An 18,707-nucleotide genomic window follows, 5' to 3' on the forward strand; every position below is an offset into this window, starting at 1 on the left:
AGCCGGAAAGTGAATCACTTTCCGGCTTCATCGTCTCTTGATTCATTGCATTAAGAACGGCGGGAAGCGGTTGTTATGCCGCGTCGTCGATGTCCTCGTCCGCCTTGCGCGGCACGTAGTTCAGCACCGGGCCCAGCCAGCGCTCGACTTCGGAAATCTCCATGCCCTTGCGCTTGGCATAGTCCTCCACCTGATCACGCTCCACCTTGGCGACGCCGAAATAATAGGAGTCGGGGTGGCCGATATAGAGGCCGGAGACCGACGAGCCAGGCCACATCGCATAGCTCTCTGTCAGCTTCACGCCGGCGGCTTTTTCCGCGTCGAGCAGCTTGAAGAGCGTAGCCTTTTCGGTGTGGTCGGGCTGGGCGGGATAACCCGGCGCCGGCCGGATGCCGGCATAGGCTTCGGTGATGAGCTCCTCGTTGCTGAGCGTCTCATCCTTGGCATAGCCCCAGTAGTCGCGGCGCACCTGTTCATGCATGCGCTCGGCAAAAGCTTCGGCGAAGCGATCGGCCAGCGCCTTGACGAGGATGGAGGAATAATCGTCATTCGACCGCTCGAAACGCTCGGCGATGGCGATTTCCTCGATGCCGGCCGTCACCACGAAGCCGCCGACATAATCCTGCACGCCGCTTGCGACAGGTGCGACGAAGTCCGAAAGCGCGACATTCGCCCGGCCGTCCCGCTTCGAAAGCTGCTGGCGCAGCGTGTAGAAGGTGGCAAGCTCCTTGCTGCGGCTTTCGTCGGTGAAGAGGCGAATATCGTCGCCGACCGCACCGGCAGGCCAGAAGCCGATAACGGCGCGCGGACGGAACCACTTCTCGTCGATGATCTTCTTGAGCATAGACTGCGCATCGGCCCAGAGCGCCCGCGCTGCCTCGCCCTGCTTCTCGTCCTCGAGAATGGCGGGGAAACGGCCGCGCAATTCCCAGGTCTGGAAGAACGGCGTCCAGTCGATGTATCTGGCAAGCTCGGCGAGATCGTAATCCTCGAACACCCGCGTGCCGAAGAATTGCGGCTTGGTCGGCTGATAGGCCGACCAATCGGTCTTGTGCGCATTCTCGCGGGCGCGGACCAACGGCAGGCGCACCTTCTCGGCCTCGCTGCGCGCATGGGCGGCCGCCACCTTGGCATATTCGGCTCTTACATCGTCGACATAGCCCTGGCGTGTTTCCGGCGAGAGCAGCGCCGAGACGACGCCAACGGCGCGGCTCGCATCGGTCACGTAGACCGCCTGGCCCTTGTTGTAGCCGGGATGGATCTTCACGGCCGTATGCACGCGGCTGGTCGTCGCCCCCCCGATCAAGAGCGGGATGTCGAAACCCTGCCGCTCCATTTCGGCCGCGACATGCACCATCTCGTCGAGCGATGGCGTGATCAGGCCGGAAAGGCCGATGATATCGACTTTTTCGGCGATCGCCGTGTCGAGGATCTTCGTCGCCGGCACCATGACGCCGAGATCGACGATTTCGTAATTGTTGCAGGCGAGCACGACGCCGACGATGTTCTTGCCGATATCGTGCACGTCGCCCTTGACCGTCGCCATCAGGATCTTGCCGGCCGACTGGCGCTCTTCGCCGCCATTGAGGCGCTTTTCCTCTTCCATGTAGGGCAGCAGCACGGCAACCGCCTGCTTCATGACGCGCGCCGACTTGACCACTTGCGGCAGGAACATCTTGCCGGAGCCGAAGAGGTCGCCGACCACATTCATGCCGGCCATCAGCGGCCCTTCGATGACGTGCAGCGGCCGGGCGGCCTGCTGGCGCGCCTCTTCGGTGTCCGCCTCGATATACTCGGTGATACCGTTGACCAGCGCATGTTCGAGACGCTTCTCGACGCTCCATTCGCGCCAGGAGAGATCCTGGACGCGGCCTTCCCTGGCGCCGGCGCCGCGGAAACGCTCGGCCACTTCGAGCAGCCGTTCGGTGCTGTCGGGACGGCGGTTCAGCACCACGTCCTCGCAGGCCTCGCGCAGCTCGGGATCGATGTTGTCGTAGACGGCGAGCTGGCCGGCATTGACGATGCCCATATCCATGCCCGCCTGAATGGCGTGGTAGAGGAACACGGCGTGCATCGCCTCGCGCACCGGTTCGTTGCCGCGGAACGAGAAGGACAGGTTGGAGACGCCGCCGGAGATATGGACGAGTGGCATGCGCTCACGGATCGTCCGCGTCGCCTCGATGAAGTCGACGCCGTAATTATTGTGCTCTTCGATGCCGGTCGCGACCGCGAAGATGTTGGGGTCGAAGATGATGTCCTCGGGCGGGAAGCCGACCTTTTCCGTCAGCAGCTGATAGGCACGCGTGCAGATCTCCACCTTGCGCTCATAGCTGTCGGCCTGCCCCGTCTCGTCGAAGGCCATGACGACGACGGCCGCGCCGTAATTATGCAGCAGCCGCGCCTGGGCGAGGAAGTTCTCCTCGCCTTCCTTCAGCGAGATCGAGTTGACGATCGCCTTGCCCTGCACGCGCTTCAGGCCGGATTCGATGATCGAGAATTTCGAACTATCGATCATCACCGGCACGCGGGCGATATCGGGCTCGGCGGCGATCAGGTTGAGGAACTCGACCATCGCCTTTTCGGAATCGATCAGGCCCTCGTCCATGTTGATGTCGATCACCTGCGCACCGTTCTCGACCTGGTCGCGGGCGACATCGAGCGCTGCGGTGTAATCGGCATTGGTGATCAGCTTGCGGAACTTCGCCGAGCCGGTGACGTTGGTGCGCTCGCCGACATTGACGAAGGGAATATCCTTGGTCAGCTCGAAAGGTTCGAGGCCCGACAGCGACATGAAGGGGCGATGCTCGGGGATCGGCCGCGGCTTGTATTTCGCCACGGTCTCGGCGATCGCCCGGATATGCTCAGGCGTCGAGCCGCAGCAGCCGCCGACGATATTGACCAGGCCCTCGCGGGCAAAGCTGTCGATCTGCGCCGCCATCAGCTCCGGCGTTTCGTCGTACTGGCCGAACTCGTTCGGCAGGCCGGCATTCGGATAGGCGCAGATGAAGGTGTCGGCGACACCCGACAGTTCCTGCAGATGCGGGCGCATCGCGTTAGCCCCGAGCGCGCAGTTGAGGCCGATCGTGAACGGGTTGGCGTGGCGCACCGAGTTCCAGAAAGCCGAGGGCGTCTGGCCGGAGAGCGTGCGGCCGGACAGGTCGGTGATCGTGCCGGAGATCATCACCGGCAGACGCACGCCCTTGGCGGCAAAGCGCTCCTCGCAGGCGAAGATCGCCGCCTTGGCGTTCAGCGTGTCGAAGATCGTCTCGATCAGGATGATGTCGGCGCCGCCGTCGATCAGCCCGTCGATCTGTTCGCCATAGGCCGACCGCAGATCGTCGAAGGTGACGGCGCGGAAGCCGGGATTGTTGACGTCGGGCGAGATCGAGGCGGTGCGGTTGGTCGGCCCGATGGCGCCGGCGACGAAGCGGCGGCGGCCGTCCTCGCGCTCGGCCCGCAGCGCTGCCCGGCGCACGATCTCGGCGCCTTCCTTGTTGAGGTCGTAGACCGCCCCTTCCATCTCGTAGTCGGCCTGCGCGATGCGGGTCGAGGAGAAGGTGTTGGTCTCGAGAATATCGGCGCCGGCCTTGGCATATTTGTAATGGATCTCTTCGATCGCGTCCGGCTGGGTCAGGATCAGCAGATCGTTATTGCCCTTCTGATGGCAGGCGCAGCCGATGAAGCGGGTTCCGCGGAACTGGTCTTCGTCATAACCGAGCCCCTGGATCTGCGTGCCCATGGCGCCGTCGAGGACAAGGATGCGCTCGCTCGCGGCTTTCTTCAAAGCGGCGAAAACTTCACTGCCGTCACGCTTGCCCGTTTCCGGACCAAAGAGGGTATCAAACACGGGAGGGCTCCTTGACGTCGTAAGACCAGACTTCCAGATCACATAAAGATATCTTTATGTCAATATATGCCTATCGATTTCGTGCTTTGCAAGCTTGCCTCATGACAGACTCGCCCGACCTCTATATAGGCGTTTGCAACGCTTGTGCACGAAATCGAAGGAGCATCATGGCACCCGCAACCGGCAACACCGCGCTTGGAAACTGGACGACCCGCGCCTACCATCGCGGCTGGCTGTTGGCGCAGGCAAACGGCCTTTTCGATTTCTTCCAGCACAATTCGGTCAACCCGAAGGGCGGCTTCTACGACCTCGACGATCAGGGCCGGCCGCTCGACGCCGAGGGCCAGGTGCGCGGCATCCATATTGCGGCGCGCGCCGTGCACTGCTTCTCGATCGGCGCCCTGCTCGGCCGTCCGGGCGCTGCCGACCTCGTCGACCACGGCATGGACTATCTCTGGAACCACCATCGCGACCGCAAAAACGGTGGCTATTTCTGGTCGCTCAATAATGACGGTCCGGTCGATTCCAACAAGCAGGGCTACGGCCACGCTTTCGTGCTGCTTGCCGCCTCCTCCGCAAAGACCATCGGCCATCCGCTGGCCGACGGCATGCTCGACGATATCACCGAGATCCTGAATACCAGGTTCTGGGAAGCCAGGCACGGCGCGATCGCCGAGGAATTCACCGCCGACTGGCAGCCGCTCGACGGCGGCGCCTATCGCGGCCAGAACTCCAACATGCACCTGACCGAGGCGCTGATGGCGGCCTTCGAAGCCACCGGCGACAGACAGTACCTGACCAAGGCCGAAAGCATCGCCGATCTTGTCATCCGCCGCGCGGCCGGTTCGGTCGACTGGCGCGTCGCCGAGCATTTCGACGCCGACTGGAATCTCGACAAGACTTACTATCATCCGAACGAAATGTTCCGCCCGGCCGGCACGACGCCCGGCCACTGGCTGGAATGGGCGCGCCTCATCCTGCAGCTCTGGGCGCTCGGCGGCAAACGCATCGAATGGATGCCGGATGCGGCCAAGGCGCTGTTTGCCCAATCCATGGCGCTCGGCTGGGACAGCGACAAGGGCGGCTTCTTCTACACGCTCGACTGGGACGACAAGCCCGCCAAGCGCAACAAGCTCTGGTGGCCGGCCTGCGAGGGTGCGGCGGCCGCCCATTTCCTCAACGAGCATCTGCCGAGCGATTTCCACGAGGAAAGCTACCGCAAGATCTGGAACGTGATCGAGCGCGCCTTCATCGACCACAGGAACGGCGGCTGGCACGAGGAACTGACGGAAGATCTCGTCCCCTCGCATTCGCTCTTCCCCGGCAAGGGCGATATCTACCACGCCCTGCAGGCCTGCCTCATCCCGCTCTTCCCGGCCACCGGCAGCCTGACGAAGGGCATCACTGACGCCGGCGGTAAGCTCTGAGCTTCAGTAGCCCGGCGCCGGCAGTTCGGCGCTCGGGTTGCGCTGAAACCATTCGACATCCTCGTTGACGCGGTCGAGATCGTCCTGCACGTCGCGCTGGTCGCGGCGAATGTCGTGCATGTCGTCTTCGAGATCCTCGATCCGCCGGCGCAGTTCCGACCGGTCGCCGTCCTTGGCATCCTTCAGCCTGTCGGAAAGCTCGTCGATCTCGGTCTCTTTGGAGCTGTAATCGTTCTGCATCGAATTGAGGCGCTCCTGCAGTCCATGCTGCTTGGCTCCGAGATTGAAGCCGCGCAGGAAGCCGGACGCGGTTTCCGGCGGGCAGACATTGGCATAGCCGCCGCCCGACTGGCCGCGCGCCAGCCCGCTGAGCGGCGTGCAGTAACGCACCAGACCGGTCTGATACCCCTGGAACCAGATGGTCTGGTCGGGCACGATCTTGACCCGCTCGCAGGATTTGGCATGGGCGGCGAAACGCTGTTGCGGCTCGTAGCCCGCCGCACCGTCGCTCTCGCCGATCACCCGCCAGTCGGCGGCGACGCATTCCTCCTTGGACAGCGTGTTGCAGGAGGCAAGGAGCAGGCCGAAGCCGACAGTGGCGGCAAGCGCAAGAAGCAAGCGGATCATGGCGTCCCGGGTAAAATGAGGAGTGCGATGCCGCAGCTTAGCCGCAGGATAAGCCCGCGTCACCGGAGCGGCGACGCGATTTTGCAATTTTCATGGCTTTTTTCTGTCAAAATTACGGCGACAGAAACTGCATCCGCATCAGAGCGGCGGAGCAAGCCGCAGCGTATCCAGATCCTTCGCCAGCATCAACGCCAGAGCTTCAACCGCGAGATTGTGGTCGTCGCGCTGGGGCAGGCCGGAGACGGTGACCGCGCCGATGCAGCCGGTGCCCTTGACGTTAATCGGAAAACTGCCGCCATGCGGCGCATAGTCGGCGCCATCAAGCCCGTTATCTTCGACCGTCTTGCCATCCTTCGCGAGCTTCAGGCCGGAGGCATAGCTGCTGCGGAAATAACGCAGCACCATGTTGCGCTTGCGCCGGACCCAGCTGACGTTATCGGGTGTGACGCCCGGCAGCGCCGCATAGAAGACCGGCATCGAATGCAGGGTGACATCGATCGCGATGCCGAGGCCGCGCTCGGTGGCGAGTTCCTGCAGAAGCTTGCCGAGCTGCCAAGCCGTGGTCAGATCGAAGGCGTCGAAGCTCAGCGCCTTTTCCTGCTCGGCGATCCGGCTGAGATCGTTCTCGATTGTCATAATAGGCGCTCCTCTCCTGCAATGATCCGATGCAGACCATTCTCACCAGAAGAGAAAAAGTAAAGCAAAACTTGGGGCTATGGAGACGTCAGAGTTTCGGCGTCAGCATCTCGAAACGGTCGCGGATGGTGGCGCAGGTATCGCCGCCGAGCCTCGCAATGGCGTCGATGGCGGCCGGATCGACGTGCAACCTTTCGGGATCGACGACGCCATCGCGATAATGCGCATAGACGATCTCGCCCATGACAATCTGCCGCGAGCGGCCGAGCTCCAGCGTCACATGCCGCCGGCATTCGAAGGCGGCAGGCGCCTCGGCGATGTAGGGCGAGGCCACTTTCTCGCCGGGGATCGCGGTCAACCCCGCCTCCTTCAGCTCATCGACGCCGCGCGGATATCTGGCGCCGCAGACATGCATCGCCTCGGCGATGGCGAAGGAGACGATGTTGACGGTGAAGACCTCGGTCATGCGGATATTGTGGCCGGTGTCCTTGAACGACATGTCGGCATTGTTCTCGACGCCGATCGCCACGATCGGCGGATCGGCCGACAGGCAGTTGAAGAAGCTGAAGGGTGCGGCATTGATCCGGCCATGCTCATCGACCGTCGTCACCAGCGCGATCGGCCGCGGAATAATCGTGCCGATCATCAGCTTGTAGCGTTCGCGCTCCGTCAGCTGCTCGAAGTCGAAGGAAACGGCCATCGGTTCAGACGACCTTCAGAACCGGCGAGAAACCGCTCATCGCGCCGATGAAGGGTTTCGGCAACGGCGAGGCATAGGAGCCGCGTTTGCTGGTGGATAGCCCGAGCGACACCAACGCCTCGGCCTGCTTGACGGCCGCGGCGACACCATCGACGACAGGCACGCCGTAGATCTCCTGCAATTTTCTGGCGAGATCGGTCATGCCGGCGCAGCCGAGTACGATCGCCTCGGCGCCGTCTTCCGCAAGCGCTCGCTCGATCTCGGCGCGAAGCTTGCCGATCGCACCGGACGCCGCATCCTCCAGCTCCAGCACGGGGATATCGGAGGCGCGCACCTTGGCGCGTTCGCCCATGCCGTAGCGGCGCACCAGATTGTCGATCAGCACCCGTGAGCGCTCCAGCGTCGTCACCACGGTGAAGCGCTGCGCCAGAAAACCCGCCGTTGCCACAGCGGATTCGCAAAGCCCGAGGATCGGCACATCGGCAAAACTGCGTGCCGCTTCGAGCCCGGTATCGTCGAAGCAGGCGATAACGGCCGCGTCATAGCCCTCGCTTTGCCGCTCCTTGAGTTCGGAGAGCAGACCGGGGATCGCCAGCGCGCCGTCGTAATGGCCTTCGATCGAGACGGGTCCCATGCGCGAGGTGGCCGCGATGATCTCTGTGCCTGACGCGGCCACCGCGCGCGCGGCGGTCGCGGCCTTCTCGGTCATGGAGGCCGTGGTGTTCGGATTAACGAGGAGGATGCGCATTTCAGCCCGTCTTTGCCTGTCTCCGGCTGAGCATGGTCATGATGCCGAGCGCAATGAGAATGATGGTGAAGGAAAACAGTGTCGTCACCGTGCCGAGTGCATAGAGCACCGGCGTCGTGACGTTGGTCGTCATGCCGTAGATTTCCAGCGGCAGCGTGTTGTAGGTGCCTGACGTCATCAGTGTGCGGGCAAATTCGTCATAGGAGAGCGTGAAACCGAATAGGCCGACGCCGATCAGGCTCGGCGCGATCATCGGCAGCACGACATGGCGGAACGTCTGCCAGGACGTGGCGCCGAGGTCGCGCGCCGCTTCTTCATAGGCCGGCGAGAAGCGGTTGAACACGGCAAACATGATCAGCACGCCAAAGGGCAGCGTCCAGGTGAGATGCGCACCGAAGGCCGAGGAATACCAGGCGGGCTTCAACCCGCCTTCCTGGAAGACGACGCCGATGCCGAGCGAGATGATGATCGACGGCACGACAAGGCTGGCGACCGTGGCGTAGAACAGCGCCGTCGAGCCGCGGAAACGACGGCGGAAGGCAAGGCCGGCAAGCAGCGACACGACGACGGTCACCACCATCACCATCAACCCGAGGGTGAAGGAGCGGCGGAACGAGGCGCCGAAATCGCCGACCGCCTGCTTTTCGAACAGGTTGAAGAACCAATGCGTGGAAACGCCGTTCATCGGGAAGGTCAGGCCGCCATCCGGCCCCTGGAAGGAGAGGATCAGGATCGCCGACAGCGGGCCATAGAGGAACAGCACGAAGAGGACGAAGAAAATCGCCAGTAGATAGAATTCCAGGCCGCGTTTTTCGTGGTTCATGTCAGAGCTCCTTGCGGATGTCGACGACGCGCAGGATGGCGGCGACCATCAGGAGCACGACGGCGAGCAGCACCACGGCATTGGCGGCAGCCGCCGGATATTGCAGCAGCGACATCTGGTTCTTCATCATCAGCGCCACCGAGGCGCTCTGTCCGCCGGACATCACCTGCACCGTCGAGAAATCGGCCATCACGAGTGTCACGACGAAGATCGTGCCGATCGCCATGCCGGGCTTGGCAAGCGGAATGACGACATTCCACAGCACCTGCCAGCCGGAGGCGCCGGCATCGCGCGCCGCCTCGAACAGCGACCGGTCGATGCGCATCAGCGTATTGAAGATCGGCGTCACCATGAACAGCGTGTAGAGATGCACCATGGCGAGCACGACGGCGAAATCGGAATAGAGCAGCCATTCGAGCGGCTGCGGGATGATCCCCATCTGGATCAGCGTCGAATTGACGAGGCCGTTGCGCCCGAGCACCGGGATCCACGAGATCATGCGGATGATGTTTGAGGTCATGAACGGCACGGTGCAGACGAGGAAGAGGATCATCTGCGTCGAGGTCTTGCGGATGTGGAACGCCAGGAAATAGGCGACCCAGAAACCAATGACGAGCGTCAGCCCCCAGACGATGGCGGTGAATTTCAGCGTGTTGAGATAGGTCTTCCACGTTACCCATGAGCCGAGCGTATCGGTGTAGTTCATGGTGAGGAAGTCGGGATAGAGGCCGGCGAAGTCGTAGTCCCAGAAGCTGACGACAGCGATCATCGCGATCGGCAGCAGGAAGAAGAAGCCGAGAATGGCGATCAGCGGCGTCGCCTGGAGATAGGAGATGGCTGAGGGGGAGAGGCGGAAGGTGCGGCCGCGTGCGCCTTCCTTGTCGTCTTCCGTTTCCGCTGCGATGGTCGCCATATCCGCTTCTCCGTTTCGATTACGTCAGGCGGGACCAAGGTGGGTGCCGCCCCCTCATCCGCCTGCCGGCACCTTCTCCCCGCTGGGGAGAAGAGAATCGTGGCAGCGTCTGCGCCATCACGAATCCTACCTTTGTCGCGTTGCCCGGCGACGAGTTCCCTCTTCTCCCCAGCGGGGAGAGGATGCCCGAAGGGCAGATGAGGGGGCGGAGCGGAGCGACGTCTTGAGCATCAGCGAAAGACAATATTGCTCATCCGCCCGCCGGCGCCTTCAGGCAGGGAGGACTCAAAGAGACCCCTCCCCAACCCTCCCCACAAGGGGGAGGGAGTTTCTGTGCCGCACCGCCTCCGGGCTCCCTCCCCCTTGTGGGGAGGGTTCGAGAGGGGAAAAGCGGCAAACGCCGACCGGGCCTTAGGCCGCGATGAACTCGTTCCAGCGGCGGACCATGTAGCGGTCTTCGTCCATGACCGAGTTCCAGCAGGCGACCGCGCCCATGCGGGCTTCGAAGGCGCCGCCATCGCGCACCGCACCGGCCTTTTCCATGACCTTGCCCTCGGGCGAGAGGATATCGCCCTGCGCCGGCTTGCCCTCGATCCAGTAGCCCCATTCGTCTGCCGTCATGAAGTTCTTGGCGGTCTCCATGCAGGCGGAATAGTAGCCCTGGCGGTTGAGGTAGCCGCCGACCCAGCCCGACGTGTACCAGTTGATGTATTCATAGGCCGCATCGAGCTCAGCGCCCTTGAGGTGCGAGGCAAGGCCGAGGCCGCCGCCCCAGGCGCGATAGCCTTCCTTGAGCGGCTGATACTTGCATGCAATGCCCTTGGAGCGGACGGCGGCGACGGCCGGCGACCACATCGACTGGATGACGACTTCGCCCGAGGCCATCAGGTTGACCGACTCGTCGAAGCTCTTCCAGAAGGCGCGGAACTGGCCGTCGCCCTTGGCCTTGATCAGGAATTCGATCGTCTTGTCGATCTCTGCCTTGGTCATGTTGCCCTTGTCGGCATATTTGATGTTGCCCATGGCTTCCATGATCATCGCCGCATCCATGATGCCGATCGACGGGATGTTGAGGATCGAGGTCTTGCCCTTGAACTTCGGGTCCATGATGTCGGCCCAGCTCGTAATGTCGCGGCCGACGAGATCCGGGCGGATGCCGAGCGTATCGGCGTTGTAGATGGTCGGAACCATCGTCATCCACTGCGTCGGCTCCTTGGCGAACTTCTTGGAACCCTGCGCCTCGACGAAGCCGACCGTGTGCGGCGCCGTGCCCTGGGCAATCACGCTGTCCGGCTTCATCTTGCCGTTGATGAACAGCGGCACGATCTTGTCGTAATATTTCAGCTTCTTGACGTCCATCGGCTGCAGCACGCCTGTCGGGAACACCTTCTTGGCGATCCAGTATTCGATGTCGGCGATATCGTAGCTGTCGGGCTGGGTGACGGCGCGCTGGGCGGCGGCGTCGGAATCAGTCGCCGTCATCTCCAGCGTGATGCCGAGATCGGCCTTGCACTTTTCGGCAATGGCATTGATGTTCGAAACACCGGTGCCGAACTGGCGAAGCGTGATGTTGGTCTTCGCCCAGATCGTGGGGAAGCCGGTGATCGCGCCGGAGCCGGCGATGGCGCCGACGGCGGCAGCACCCGTCTTCAGCAGCGTGCGGCGGGAAAGACCCTTCTCCGCCTTGGTCGATGGTGTCTCAGTCGTCATGTCAGTTCCCCTTTTCTTGGTATGGAAGGTTCATGGTTCTTGATGGTGATGGTCTATGCGGAAGCTCGGCCGAGCAGCACGGCATCTTCGGGCGCCCAGCTGAGCGAAACGGTGTCGCCGACAGCAACCGGCCGGGCGAAATAGTCGCTGTCGTCCGCTATGACGGTGAAGTCGTCGCTGCCGGCGCCGAGAACGGTGATCTTCACCGAAGAGCCGCGATATTCGATGTTGGAGACAATGCCATCGAAGCCGAGCGTCCATTCGGTCGCCACCTGCAGACGCACCCGGTCGGTGCGGATGCCGATATCGATGGGCTCGCCGACCTCCCGGCCCTCGCCTCGCACGGAAAAGCTCTGCCCCTCCGGCACCGTCATGACGATCACGCCGTTCTCGCTCGACGTCACCCGGCCGGAAAGCACGTTGTGATCGCCCATGAAGCGGGCGACGAAGGCGGTTGCAGGCTTCTCGAAAACCTCACGGGGCGCTGCCGCCTGCTCGATCCGGCCGTCATTCATGATGACCATGATATCGGCGAGCGCCATCGCCTCTTCCTGGCTGTGGGTGACATGCACGAATGTGATGCCGAGCGACTTCTGCAGTTTCTTCAGTTCGGCGCGCATGCGGATCTTCAGGAACGGATCGAGCGCCGACAGCGGCTCGTCAAGCAACAGCGCCTCCGGATCGGTGATCAAAGCGCGCGCCAGCGCCACACGCTGCTGCTGGCCGCCGGAAAGCTGGGCCGGGCGCCGGTTGGCATAGGGCTCCATCTGCATCAGCTTGAGCATCTCCAGCGCCTTGGCGCGACGCTCCGCCTTGTCGACGCCCTTCATCTTCAGGCTGAAGGCGACATTGTCGATCAGGTCGAGATGCGGAAACAACGCATAGGACTGAAACATCATCGCCGTGCCGCGCTTGGCCGGCGGAAAATCGGTGACGACTGTTCTGCCGAGCCGGATATCGCCCGACGAAATGCTCTCATGGCCGGCGATCATGCGCAGCGTCGAGGTCTTGCCGCAGCCCGACGGGCCGAGGAAGCAGCAATAGGAGCCGGCCGGAATCTTCAGGCTGATCGCCTGGACCGCGGTCGTCGCCCCATAGACCTTCGAAACGGATACTATATCGATCTCTGCCGCTTTCGACATCATGCTTCTCCTGTTCGGACAAGACAATGCATCTGCCGTGCCAATTCGGCGATTGGCCAACAACCTATTGTAAATAGAGGATTTTACCGGCGACAGATCTCGGAGAACAAATTATCGTCACGACGATGTCTGCACATGATTTAGGCTTTTGTCTGCAATTAAAGCAGATGATCGTATACAATTAGATCGTTGCTTCGAGCACAAATTCCGTTTAACTTTTGCGGGGAAGCCGGGTATGGTTTGCCGATCATCAGGAAATCGATTTTCATGAAATCCGCTGCCAAGGCCACGCCGGCCGAAGACTCCGCTGAAACCAGCACACAACTGATCCGTGATTCCATTCGCGTAGCAATCGTCGAGCGCAGACTTTCGCCCGGGACCAAACTTTCGGAAAACGATGTCGGCAATCTCTTCAACGTCAGCCGCACGCTTGCCCGGGCGGCGCTGCAGGCGCTCTCCTATGAAGGCCTCGTCAGCGTCGCGAAGAACCGCGGCGCCTTCGTCGCCTATCCCTCGCCCGATGAGGCCCGCCAGATCTTTGCCGCCCGCCGCCTGGTCGAGCCCGGCATATTGCGCGAGGCGGCGGCGCGGATCACCCCTGACGACATCAGCCAATTGAAACAGCTCCTACTGGAGGAAGGCCGCCTGATGAGCGAGCGCGGCCAGACGGCGCGGCGCGCCGAGATCAAGGCCTCAGGCGATTTCCATCTAAGGCTGGCGGAAATCTCCGGCAATGCGATCATGCAGCGCTTCATGGAAGAGCTCGTTGCCCGCTCGTCGCTGGTGATCGCGCTTTACGGCCAGTCGACCGTATCGAGCTGCGGACATTCCGAACATGGCGACATCATTGCGGCGATCGAAGGCGACGACCTCGACCGCGCCTGCCGGCTGATGCTGCATCACATCGCCCATATCGAGGCCGATCTCGACCTGCGCGAACGCAAGAGCCTCGGCCTCAAGGAAGCCTTCGAGCTCTGAACGTGAAATGGGCGGGTACCGCTTTCGCTGCCCCGCCCTATCGATTCAAACGGACATCCCGATTACCAGGGCGTCTTCTTCGGCAGCATTTCGAAGGCCGCGAAGATTTCCTCCGCGCTCATCGGCTCGCTGGAGCGCAGCTTGACCATTCCGTCACGCCCGATCAGGATCAGCCCGAACTCGCCGGACGGCGGCCCTTGCAGCCGCTCCCGGATATCATCGGCATCGAGGTCCCAGTCGTCGTCGAACAGCGCAAACGCGCCGCCGCCGGCGATGCTGAACACCTCGACGTCCTCCTCGATGAGCCGCATATGCGCCTTGCGCAGCCATTCGTCCTGGATGTCGGCGCGGTCGTCCTGCGCGTCGGCGAAGATGATCAGCACCCGCTTCCTGTCGCGAAATTGTTCAAGCGATTGCGGAAGTTCAGGCACGCGCCTGGACGTGCCGATGAGTTCATGAACGATGGATTTCAGCAGGGCATTCATTCCTCGCCCGTCACTGGCGGCGGGCTGTGCATGCCGGATTAAACGGCTGGGAATGAGCGAGGTTCCGCCGGGAAGCGGAAAAGGATCGCAGCCTTGGCCGCGATCCTCATCCCGTCAGTCGCGGTTCTGCTCTTCGGCCGCGTGGGCCGAAACGGCGACGAGATCGGCCGTGCCATTGGCAAGAAGGCGCTTGCGCACCAACACGCCCATGACGCGCGCCGCCGTCGAGAAGGTCATCTGGTCGAGCGGGCCTTCGCCCTCCCACGGCTTGGTCAGCCGTTCGGTGACGGCGCCGACAATATTCATCGGCACGATGTCGGTGCATGTACGCATGGCTTCGAAAACGAAGCTGATGGGGATGACCCGTCCTTCGTGAGTCACGATCGGCTCGGTCAATTCGCTGTCCCATTCTTCGAAGGCATAGAGCGCTTCGCGAAACAGCTGCTGGAGGTTGAACGGCGCGTGGCCGTCATGAAGTGGCGGCAGGGCATTCATCATGTCTGTCTCCTCTTGATGGGTGGAAGCCAAAGTCCTCCGGTATCGGTCGCGCCAACGCGGGGAATGAGCGATTTGCTGCCCCTGCGAACCGATTAACACGATTGATTCTATAGAGTAACGCGCTGGGGTAAAGCCCATTTATCGGCCATAGCGGAAGCGAATTCCATAACACCCTGAAATTTCAGCGTGTTTTAGTTGAAATTTTCTCAACGACCATCGTTCCCGAAAATCCATGCCGCCGGATTCCGTTGGCGCGACCGGGCGAAAAAACCCTGAAAATTCACGGAACCTTTATCGCTGTAATCTGTTTTGTTCTCATATTCGCAAAACAGTCTGGGGTTACTACCAATGACGCAAATCCGAGAGCCGGAGCGCCGAAGCAGGATCCTGCGCGGCCGCCCCTACAGTCTTGATGAATTCGCCTCCAAATATGGCCTGGGCGGAGAACAGGCCGAGAGCCTCTTCACCCGGTTCGGGCCCTCCTCGATCGAACTCGACCTGCTCATGGCGGCCAAGCGCCGTTCGCCGGTTTTGCAGAACAAAATTGCTGAATAACGCTTTTAAGGAATGGAATAGATGAGCAGCCGACGTCACGAATGGATCAGCAAAAGAGCTTATGCGATCTGGGAAGAACAGGGCCGCCCGCACGGCCGTGATGATGATCACTGGCGCCAGGCCGTTGCCGAGCGCGATGAGCTGGAGCGCACGCAAGCCTCTTCCGACGGGCGCGAGGTGCTGGTGAAATTTCGGCCGAAGCCGCAACGGCCCGAACTGCCACGCGACGGCTGGGTCAGCCCTTCGACAAAGGTCGGCTGAGGCCATTGCCGGCGGAGAGGCGGCCGCAGTGGCCACCCCCGTCCTTCGAGGCCCTACGGGGCACCTCAGGATGAGGGTGGAGAGAGGGCACCGCGTGCCTCACAGCATATACTGAAAACCCGGCTCCCACACCGGAGCCTCGAAGGACGAGGGCGGGTGGCTGGAACACTTTAGCGCCAGACGATTGTCGCCCGCCTCCACCGCATGCTAGCCTCCCGCCATGGAAGTCACCGTCTATATCCTCCGCTGCAGCGACGGCTCTTATTATACCGGGCTGACCAAGCAGGAGGTCGAGGCGCGTGTCTGGGAGCACAATTCCGGGACCTATGACGGCTATACCGCCAAGCGTCGACCCGTCGAACTCGTTTTCACCGAAACCTATGACCGCATCATCGACGCCATCGCTCGCGAGCGTCAAATCAAGGGTTGGTCGCGCCGCAAGAAGGAGGCGTTGATCGCGATGGATTACGAAGCTCTGCCTGATTTGTCGAAACGCGGGCCAATCGAGGCCAAGTGAGCGCGGGTGACCGGTGGCCACCCTCGTCCTTCGAGGCCCCGGCGGGGCACCTCAGGATGAGGCTGGAGAGAGGTAGCAGCCCGGCTCGACGGGAAGCAACGTTATCCAAGCGGCAGGCACTACAACTAGCCCTCATCCTGAGGTGCGCAGGCCGAAGGCCGGAGCCTCGAAGGACGGGGGCGGGTGATGGGCGCTGCCGCATCCATTGCCGGAGGAGATACCGTTGGCCGGCCTCGTCCTTCGAGGCCCCTGCGGGGCACCTCAGGATGAGGACGGAGAGAGGGTGCGGCTTCCCGCACTGGAGGGCGGAGAGAGGGCGGGGCTTGCCTGCCGCAAGGGAGCAAGAAAGCGGCCGCATTGGCACAATGTAAACCGTTCCCGCTCCCATTAGAAACGCTTCATCAAGCATATTTGCATAAATCCAGGGGATAAGCGCTATCTGCTCCCCCTGCCCGCGACATTGCCGCTCGACACTCCCCTTGCAAAATCGGAAACGGATGAGACTGAAAAACGTGTTCGTTCGCACGCACGGATTTCATCTCGCCGCCAGGCGCGCCGCAGCATCGATTCCGATGCCGGCTGAGCCTGCTTATATTGGGGAAAAGACTGAAACCCGCCGGGGCGGGCCGTGTCAGAAGACCTTGAGTTCCGTGCAAAGCGTCCGGTGGACCTCTGTCCAGAACAGTGCCAGCGGGGTGTCTCCGTTGCGTTCGGCAACGAGGGCGCGGATCAGCGCTTCGGAGCCCGCCATGTCCTGCCAACTGGATTTCAGGCCCTTGGCGGCCTGTTGGCATTCGGCAATCTCGAATGGTCTCTTGCTGTCCATATGAGGTCTCCTCGTGAAAGGCGCTAGCAGGCGGAGCCGGGATTGTCATTCCCCGCATATGTGGGGATGCCTTGTATTTGTGACGGTCCTCACGGTAGGATTGAGGGAATTGGGGCAGTGGAAATGATCGACAATACCTATAGCGAAAAGTTCGAACCCGCATTCGAACAGATCAAGGCCGCGGCCAATGTGGATGCCGCCATCCGCATCCTGCAGGCGGAATATGGCCTCGATTTCGTCACCTACCACCTCGCCCAGACGATCGCGAGCAAGATCGATTCGCCCTTCGTGCGCACCACCTATCCGGATGCCTGGGTCTCGCGCTATCTCTTGAACAGCTATGTGAAGGTCGACCCGATCGTCAAGCAGGGCTTCGAACGCCAGCTGCCCTTCGACTGGAGCGAGGTCGAGCCGACGCCGGAGGCCTATGCCATGCTGGTCGACGCCCAGAAGCACGGCATCGGCGGCAATGGCTATTCCATTCCCGTCGCCGACAAGGCGCAGCGCCGCGCGCTTCTGTCGGTGAATGCCCGCATCCCGGTCGACGAATGGACCGCGCTCGTCCGCCGCTGCCGCAGCGAATGGATCGAGATCGCCCATCTGATCCACCGCAAGGCCGTCTATGAGCTGCACGGCGAGAACGATCCGGTGCCGGCCCTGTCGCCGCGCGAAATCGAGTGCCTGCACTGGACGGCACTCGGCAAGGATTACAAGGATATCTCGGTCATATTGGGCATATCCGAGCACACGACGCGCGATTATCTGAAGACCGCCCGCTTCAAGCTCGGCTGCGCCACGATTTCGGCCGCCGCCTCGCGTGCCGTGCAATTGCGCATCATCAATCCCTAGCATCGTAACATCGGCCCGAAAATCAGATCAGTTTCGGAAAGCACCATGCCTCGATTAACAAAGCCGGAGCGTCGGGGTCCTTGCCGCACCGCACTTGCACCTGACCCGATTCATCATACTTTTGGGCTAATCCCCTCATCTGAGGGGGCCTATCTGAGGGAATTTCCGATCCGGCCTGCCTGAACCATTCTGCCTTCCACGGACTTGCAAACGCTGGAGGGCAAAATGTTCGCTATCATTCAGGCACATGAGTATCAAAAATACGCTGCCGTACTCGACCAGATGTTTCGCCTGCGCAAGAAGGTTTTCGCCGATACGCTCGGCTGGGATGTTCCGGTCGTCGGTCCCTATGAACGCGACAGCTACGATGCGCTGGCGCCCGCCTATCTCGTCTGGTGCAACGACAGCCGCACCCGTCTTTACGGCGGCATGCGCCTGATGCCGACGACCGGCCCCACCCTTCTCTACGATGTCTTCCGCGAAACGTTCCCCGCCGCCGCCGATCTCGTCGCGCCGGGCATCTGGGAAGGCACGCGCATGTGCATCGACGAGGAGGCGATCGCCAGGGATTTCCCCAATATCGATGCTGGCCGCGCCTTTTCGATGATGCTGCTTGCGCTCTGCGAATGCGCGCTGGACCACGGCATCCATACGATGATTTCCAACTACGAACCCTATCTCAAGCGCGTCTACAAACGCGCCGGCGCCGAAGTGGAAGAACTCGGCCGCGCAGACGGCTACGGCAAGTATCCCGTCTGCTGCGGCGCCTTCGAAGTGTCGGACCGCGTGCTGCGCAAGATGCGCGCCGCCCTCGGCCTGACCCTACCCCTTTATATCAGACACGTCCCGGCCCGTTCGGTCGTGACCCAATTCCTGGAGATGGCAGCATGAAACGCATCGTTGAAACCGCGACTGAGAAAGACATCGGCATGCTGGAGCGCCATGTTCTCGCATCCCGCGACATCGCCACTGCGATAGGCGATCCCTTCCTCTCCTATCTCCTCTCGATGGCGCTGTTCACGATCTACGAGAAGAAGGCTCACCACGAGAACGAGGCGCTGAAGAGCAGCTTCGGCTGAGGGCGCGACCCCCTCCGCTGCACCCGAAGACGAGCATGTCTCCCGGCGCCTCGCGCGCAGCCGCAAAACCAGTCCCCGTTTTGCGG

At 62.0% G+C, this 18,707-nt stretch carries 20 protein-coding genes; 8 read left to right on the plus strand and 12 right to left on the minus strand.

Annotation, left to right across the window (positions count from 1 at the left end; all coding sequences use genetic code 11):
- Window positions 1-73: 73 nt before the first annotated feature.
- Complete coding sequence (metH, locus tag CO666_RS03420) at window positions 74-3,847, minus strand: methionine synthase (protein ID WP_097610743.1); 3,774 nt, start codon at window positions 3,845-3,847, stop codon at window positions 74-76.
- A gap of 167 nt (window positions 3,848-4,014) precedes the next feature.
- Between metH and CO666_RS03425 the strand changes: the two genes are divergently transcribed.
- Window positions 4,015-5,274 carry an AGE family epimerase/isomerase gene (locus CO666_RS03425; RefSeq protein ID WP_097610744.1) on the plus strand — a complete coding sequence of 420 codons (1,260 nt, stop codon included), beginning with the start codon at window positions 4,015-4,017 and terminating at the stop codon, window positions 5,272-5,274.
- A 3-nt stretch (window positions 5,275-5,277) separates the two neighbouring features.
- On the opposite strand, the gene CO666_RS03430 is transcribed toward CO666_RS03425, so the two are convergent.
- The 8 genes from CO666_RS03430 to CO666_RS03465 form a co-directional block, all read right to left on the minus strand.
- The gene (locus tag CO666_RS03430; protein ID WP_097610745.1) at window positions 5,278-5,901 is read right to left on the minus strand and encodes a DUF2799 domain-containing protein; all 624 of its coding nucleotides are present in this window, start codon (window positions 5,899-5,901) and stop codon (window positions 5,278-5,280) included.
- Window positions 5,902-6,039: 138 nt separating this feature from the next.
- A complete protein-coding gene (locus tag CO666_RS03435) occupies window positions 6,040-6,537 on the minus strand; it encodes a heme-degrading domain-containing protein (protein ID WP_097610746.1) in 498 nt (165 codons plus the stop codon).
- Between the two features lie 88 nt (window positions 6,538-6,625).
- Window positions 6,626-7,237 (minus strand): flavin reductase family protein, encoded by a 612-nt coding sequence (locus tag CO666_RS03440; protein WP_097610747.1) that lies wholly within the window; start codon window positions 7,235-7,237, stop codon window positions 6,626-6,628.
- Between the two features lie 4 nt (window positions 7,238-7,241).
- Window positions 7,242-7,985, minus strand: a complete 744-nt coding sequence (locus CO666_RS03445; protein ID WP_097610748.1) for an aspartate/glutamate racemase family protein — start codon at window positions 7,983-7,985, stop codon at window positions 7,242-7,244.
- Between the two features lies 1 nt (window position 7,986).
- Window positions 7,987-8,808, minus strand: a complete 822-nt coding sequence (locus CO666_RS03450; RefSeq protein ID WP_097610749.1) for an ABC transporter permease — start codon at window positions 8,806-8,808, stop codon at window positions 7,987-7,989.
- Between the two features lies 1 nt (window position 8,809).
- Window positions 8,810-9,721: an ABC transporter permease gene (locus CO666_RS03455; protein WP_097610750.1), complete on the minus strand. Its 912-nt coding sequence runs from the start codon at window positions 9,719-9,721 to the stop codon at window positions 8,810-8,812.
- A gap of 411 nt (window positions 9,722-10,132) precedes the next feature.
- Window positions 10,133-11,431: an ABC transporter substrate-binding protein gene (locus CO666_RS03460; RefSeq protein WP_097610751.1), complete on the minus strand. Its 1,299-nt coding sequence runs from the start codon at window positions 11,429-11,431 to the stop codon at window positions 10,133-10,135.
- A gap of 53 nt (window positions 11,432-11,484) precedes the next feature.
- Complete coding sequence (locus CO666_RS03465) at window positions 11,485-12,573, minus strand: ABC transporter ATP-binding protein (RefSeq protein ID WP_097610752.1); 1,089 nt, start codon at window positions 12,571-12,573, stop codon at window positions 11,485-11,487.
- Window positions 12,574-12,840: 267 nt separating this feature from the next.
- Between CO666_RS03465 and CO666_RS03470 the strand changes: the two genes are divergently transcribed.
- Window positions 12,841-13,551 (plus strand): GntR family transcriptional regulator, encoded by a 711-nt coding sequence (locus CO666_RS03470; protein ID WP_097611019.1) that lies wholly within the window; start codon window positions 12,841-12,843, stop codon window positions 13,549-13,551.
- A gap of 62 nt (window positions 13,552-13,613) precedes the next feature.
- On the opposite strand, the gene CO666_RS03475 is transcribed toward CO666_RS03470, so the two are convergent.
- Together CO666_RS03475 and CO666_RS03480 are read right to left on the minus strand one after the other, a co-directional pair.
- Entirely contained in the window at window positions 13,614-14,027 is a 414-nt protein-coding gene (locus tag CO666_RS03475; protein ID WP_097611020.1) for a DUF4174 domain-containing protein, read from the minus strand.
- 123 nt (window positions 14,028-14,150) lie between these two features.
- Window positions 14,151-14,534, minus strand: coding sequence for a BRA0787 family protein (locus tag CO666_RS03480; protein WP_097610753.1), 384 nt, complete (start codon window positions 14,532-14,534; stop codon window positions 14,151-14,153).
- A gap of 348 nt (window positions 14,535-14,882) precedes the next feature.
- On the opposite strand from CO666_RS03480, the gene CO666_RS03485 reads away from it, so the two are divergent.
- The 3 genes from CO666_RS03485 to CO666_RS03495 all read left to right on the plus strand — a co-directional run bounded on the left by CO666_RS03485 (window position 14,883) and on the right by CO666_RS03495 (window position 15,867).
- The gene (locus tag CO666_RS03485) at window positions 14,883-15,089 is read left to right on the plus strand and encodes a hypothetical protein (RefSeq protein ID WP_085737847.1); all 207 of its coding nucleotides are present in this window, start codon (window positions 14,883-14,885) and stop codon (window positions 15,087-15,089) included.
- Between the two features lie 21 nt (window positions 15,090-15,110).
- On the plus strand, window positions 15,111-15,350 hold the full coding sequence (locus CO666_RS03490; protein WP_097610754.1) for a DUF2934 domain-containing protein: 240 nt from the start codon (window positions 15,111-15,113) through the stop codon (window positions 15,348-15,350).
- Between the two features lie 220 nt (window positions 15,351-15,570).
- Window positions 15,571-15,867, plus strand: a complete 297-nt coding sequence (locus CO666_RS03495) for a GIY-YIG nuclease family protein (RefSeq protein WP_097610755.1) — start codon at window positions 15,571-15,573, stop codon at window positions 15,865-15,867.
- A 631-nt stretch (window positions 15,868-16,498) separates the two neighbouring features.
- Here CO666_RS03495 and CO666_RS03500 read toward each other — a convergent pair.
- Window positions 16,499-16,693, minus strand: a complete 195-nt coding sequence (locus CO666_RS03500) for a hypothetical protein (protein ID WP_097610756.1) — start codon at window positions 16,691-16,693, stop codon at window positions 16,499-16,501.
- A 123-nt stretch (window positions 16,694-16,816) separates the two neighbouring features.
- Between CO666_RS03500 and CO666_RS03505 the strand changes: the two genes are divergently transcribed.
- The 3 genes from CO666_RS03505 (at window position 16,817) to CO666_RS03515 (ending at window position 18,621) form a co-directional block, all read left to right on the plus strand.
- A complete protein-coding gene (locus tag CO666_RS03505) occupies window positions 16,817-17,542 on the plus strand; it encodes a LuxR family transcriptional regulator (protein ID WP_097610757.1) in 726 nt (241 codons plus the stop codon).
- Window positions 17,543-17,767: 225 nt separating this feature from the next.
- On the plus strand, window positions 17,768-18,433 hold the full coding sequence (locus CO666_RS03510; protein WP_097610758.1) for an acyl-homoserine-lactone synthase: 666 nt from the start codon (window positions 17,768-17,770) through the stop codon (window positions 18,431-18,433).
- Window positions 18,430-18,621 carry a hypothetical protein gene (locus CO666_RS03515; protein WP_097610759.1) on the plus strand — a complete coding sequence of 64 codons (192 nt, stop codon included), beginning with the start codon at window positions 18,430-18,432 and terminating at the stop codon, window positions 18,619-18,621. The genes CO666_RS03510 and CO666_RS03515 overlap by 4 nt, the downstream gene beginning before the upstream one ends.
- Window positions 18,622-18,707: the final 86 nt, after the last annotated feature.

This window comes from Rhizobium chutanense (genome assembly GCF_002531935.1).
In the GTDB taxonomy this organism is placed as follows: Bacteria; Pseudomonadota; Alphaproteobacteria; order Rhizobiales; family Rhizobiaceae; genus Rhizobium; species Rhizobium chutanense.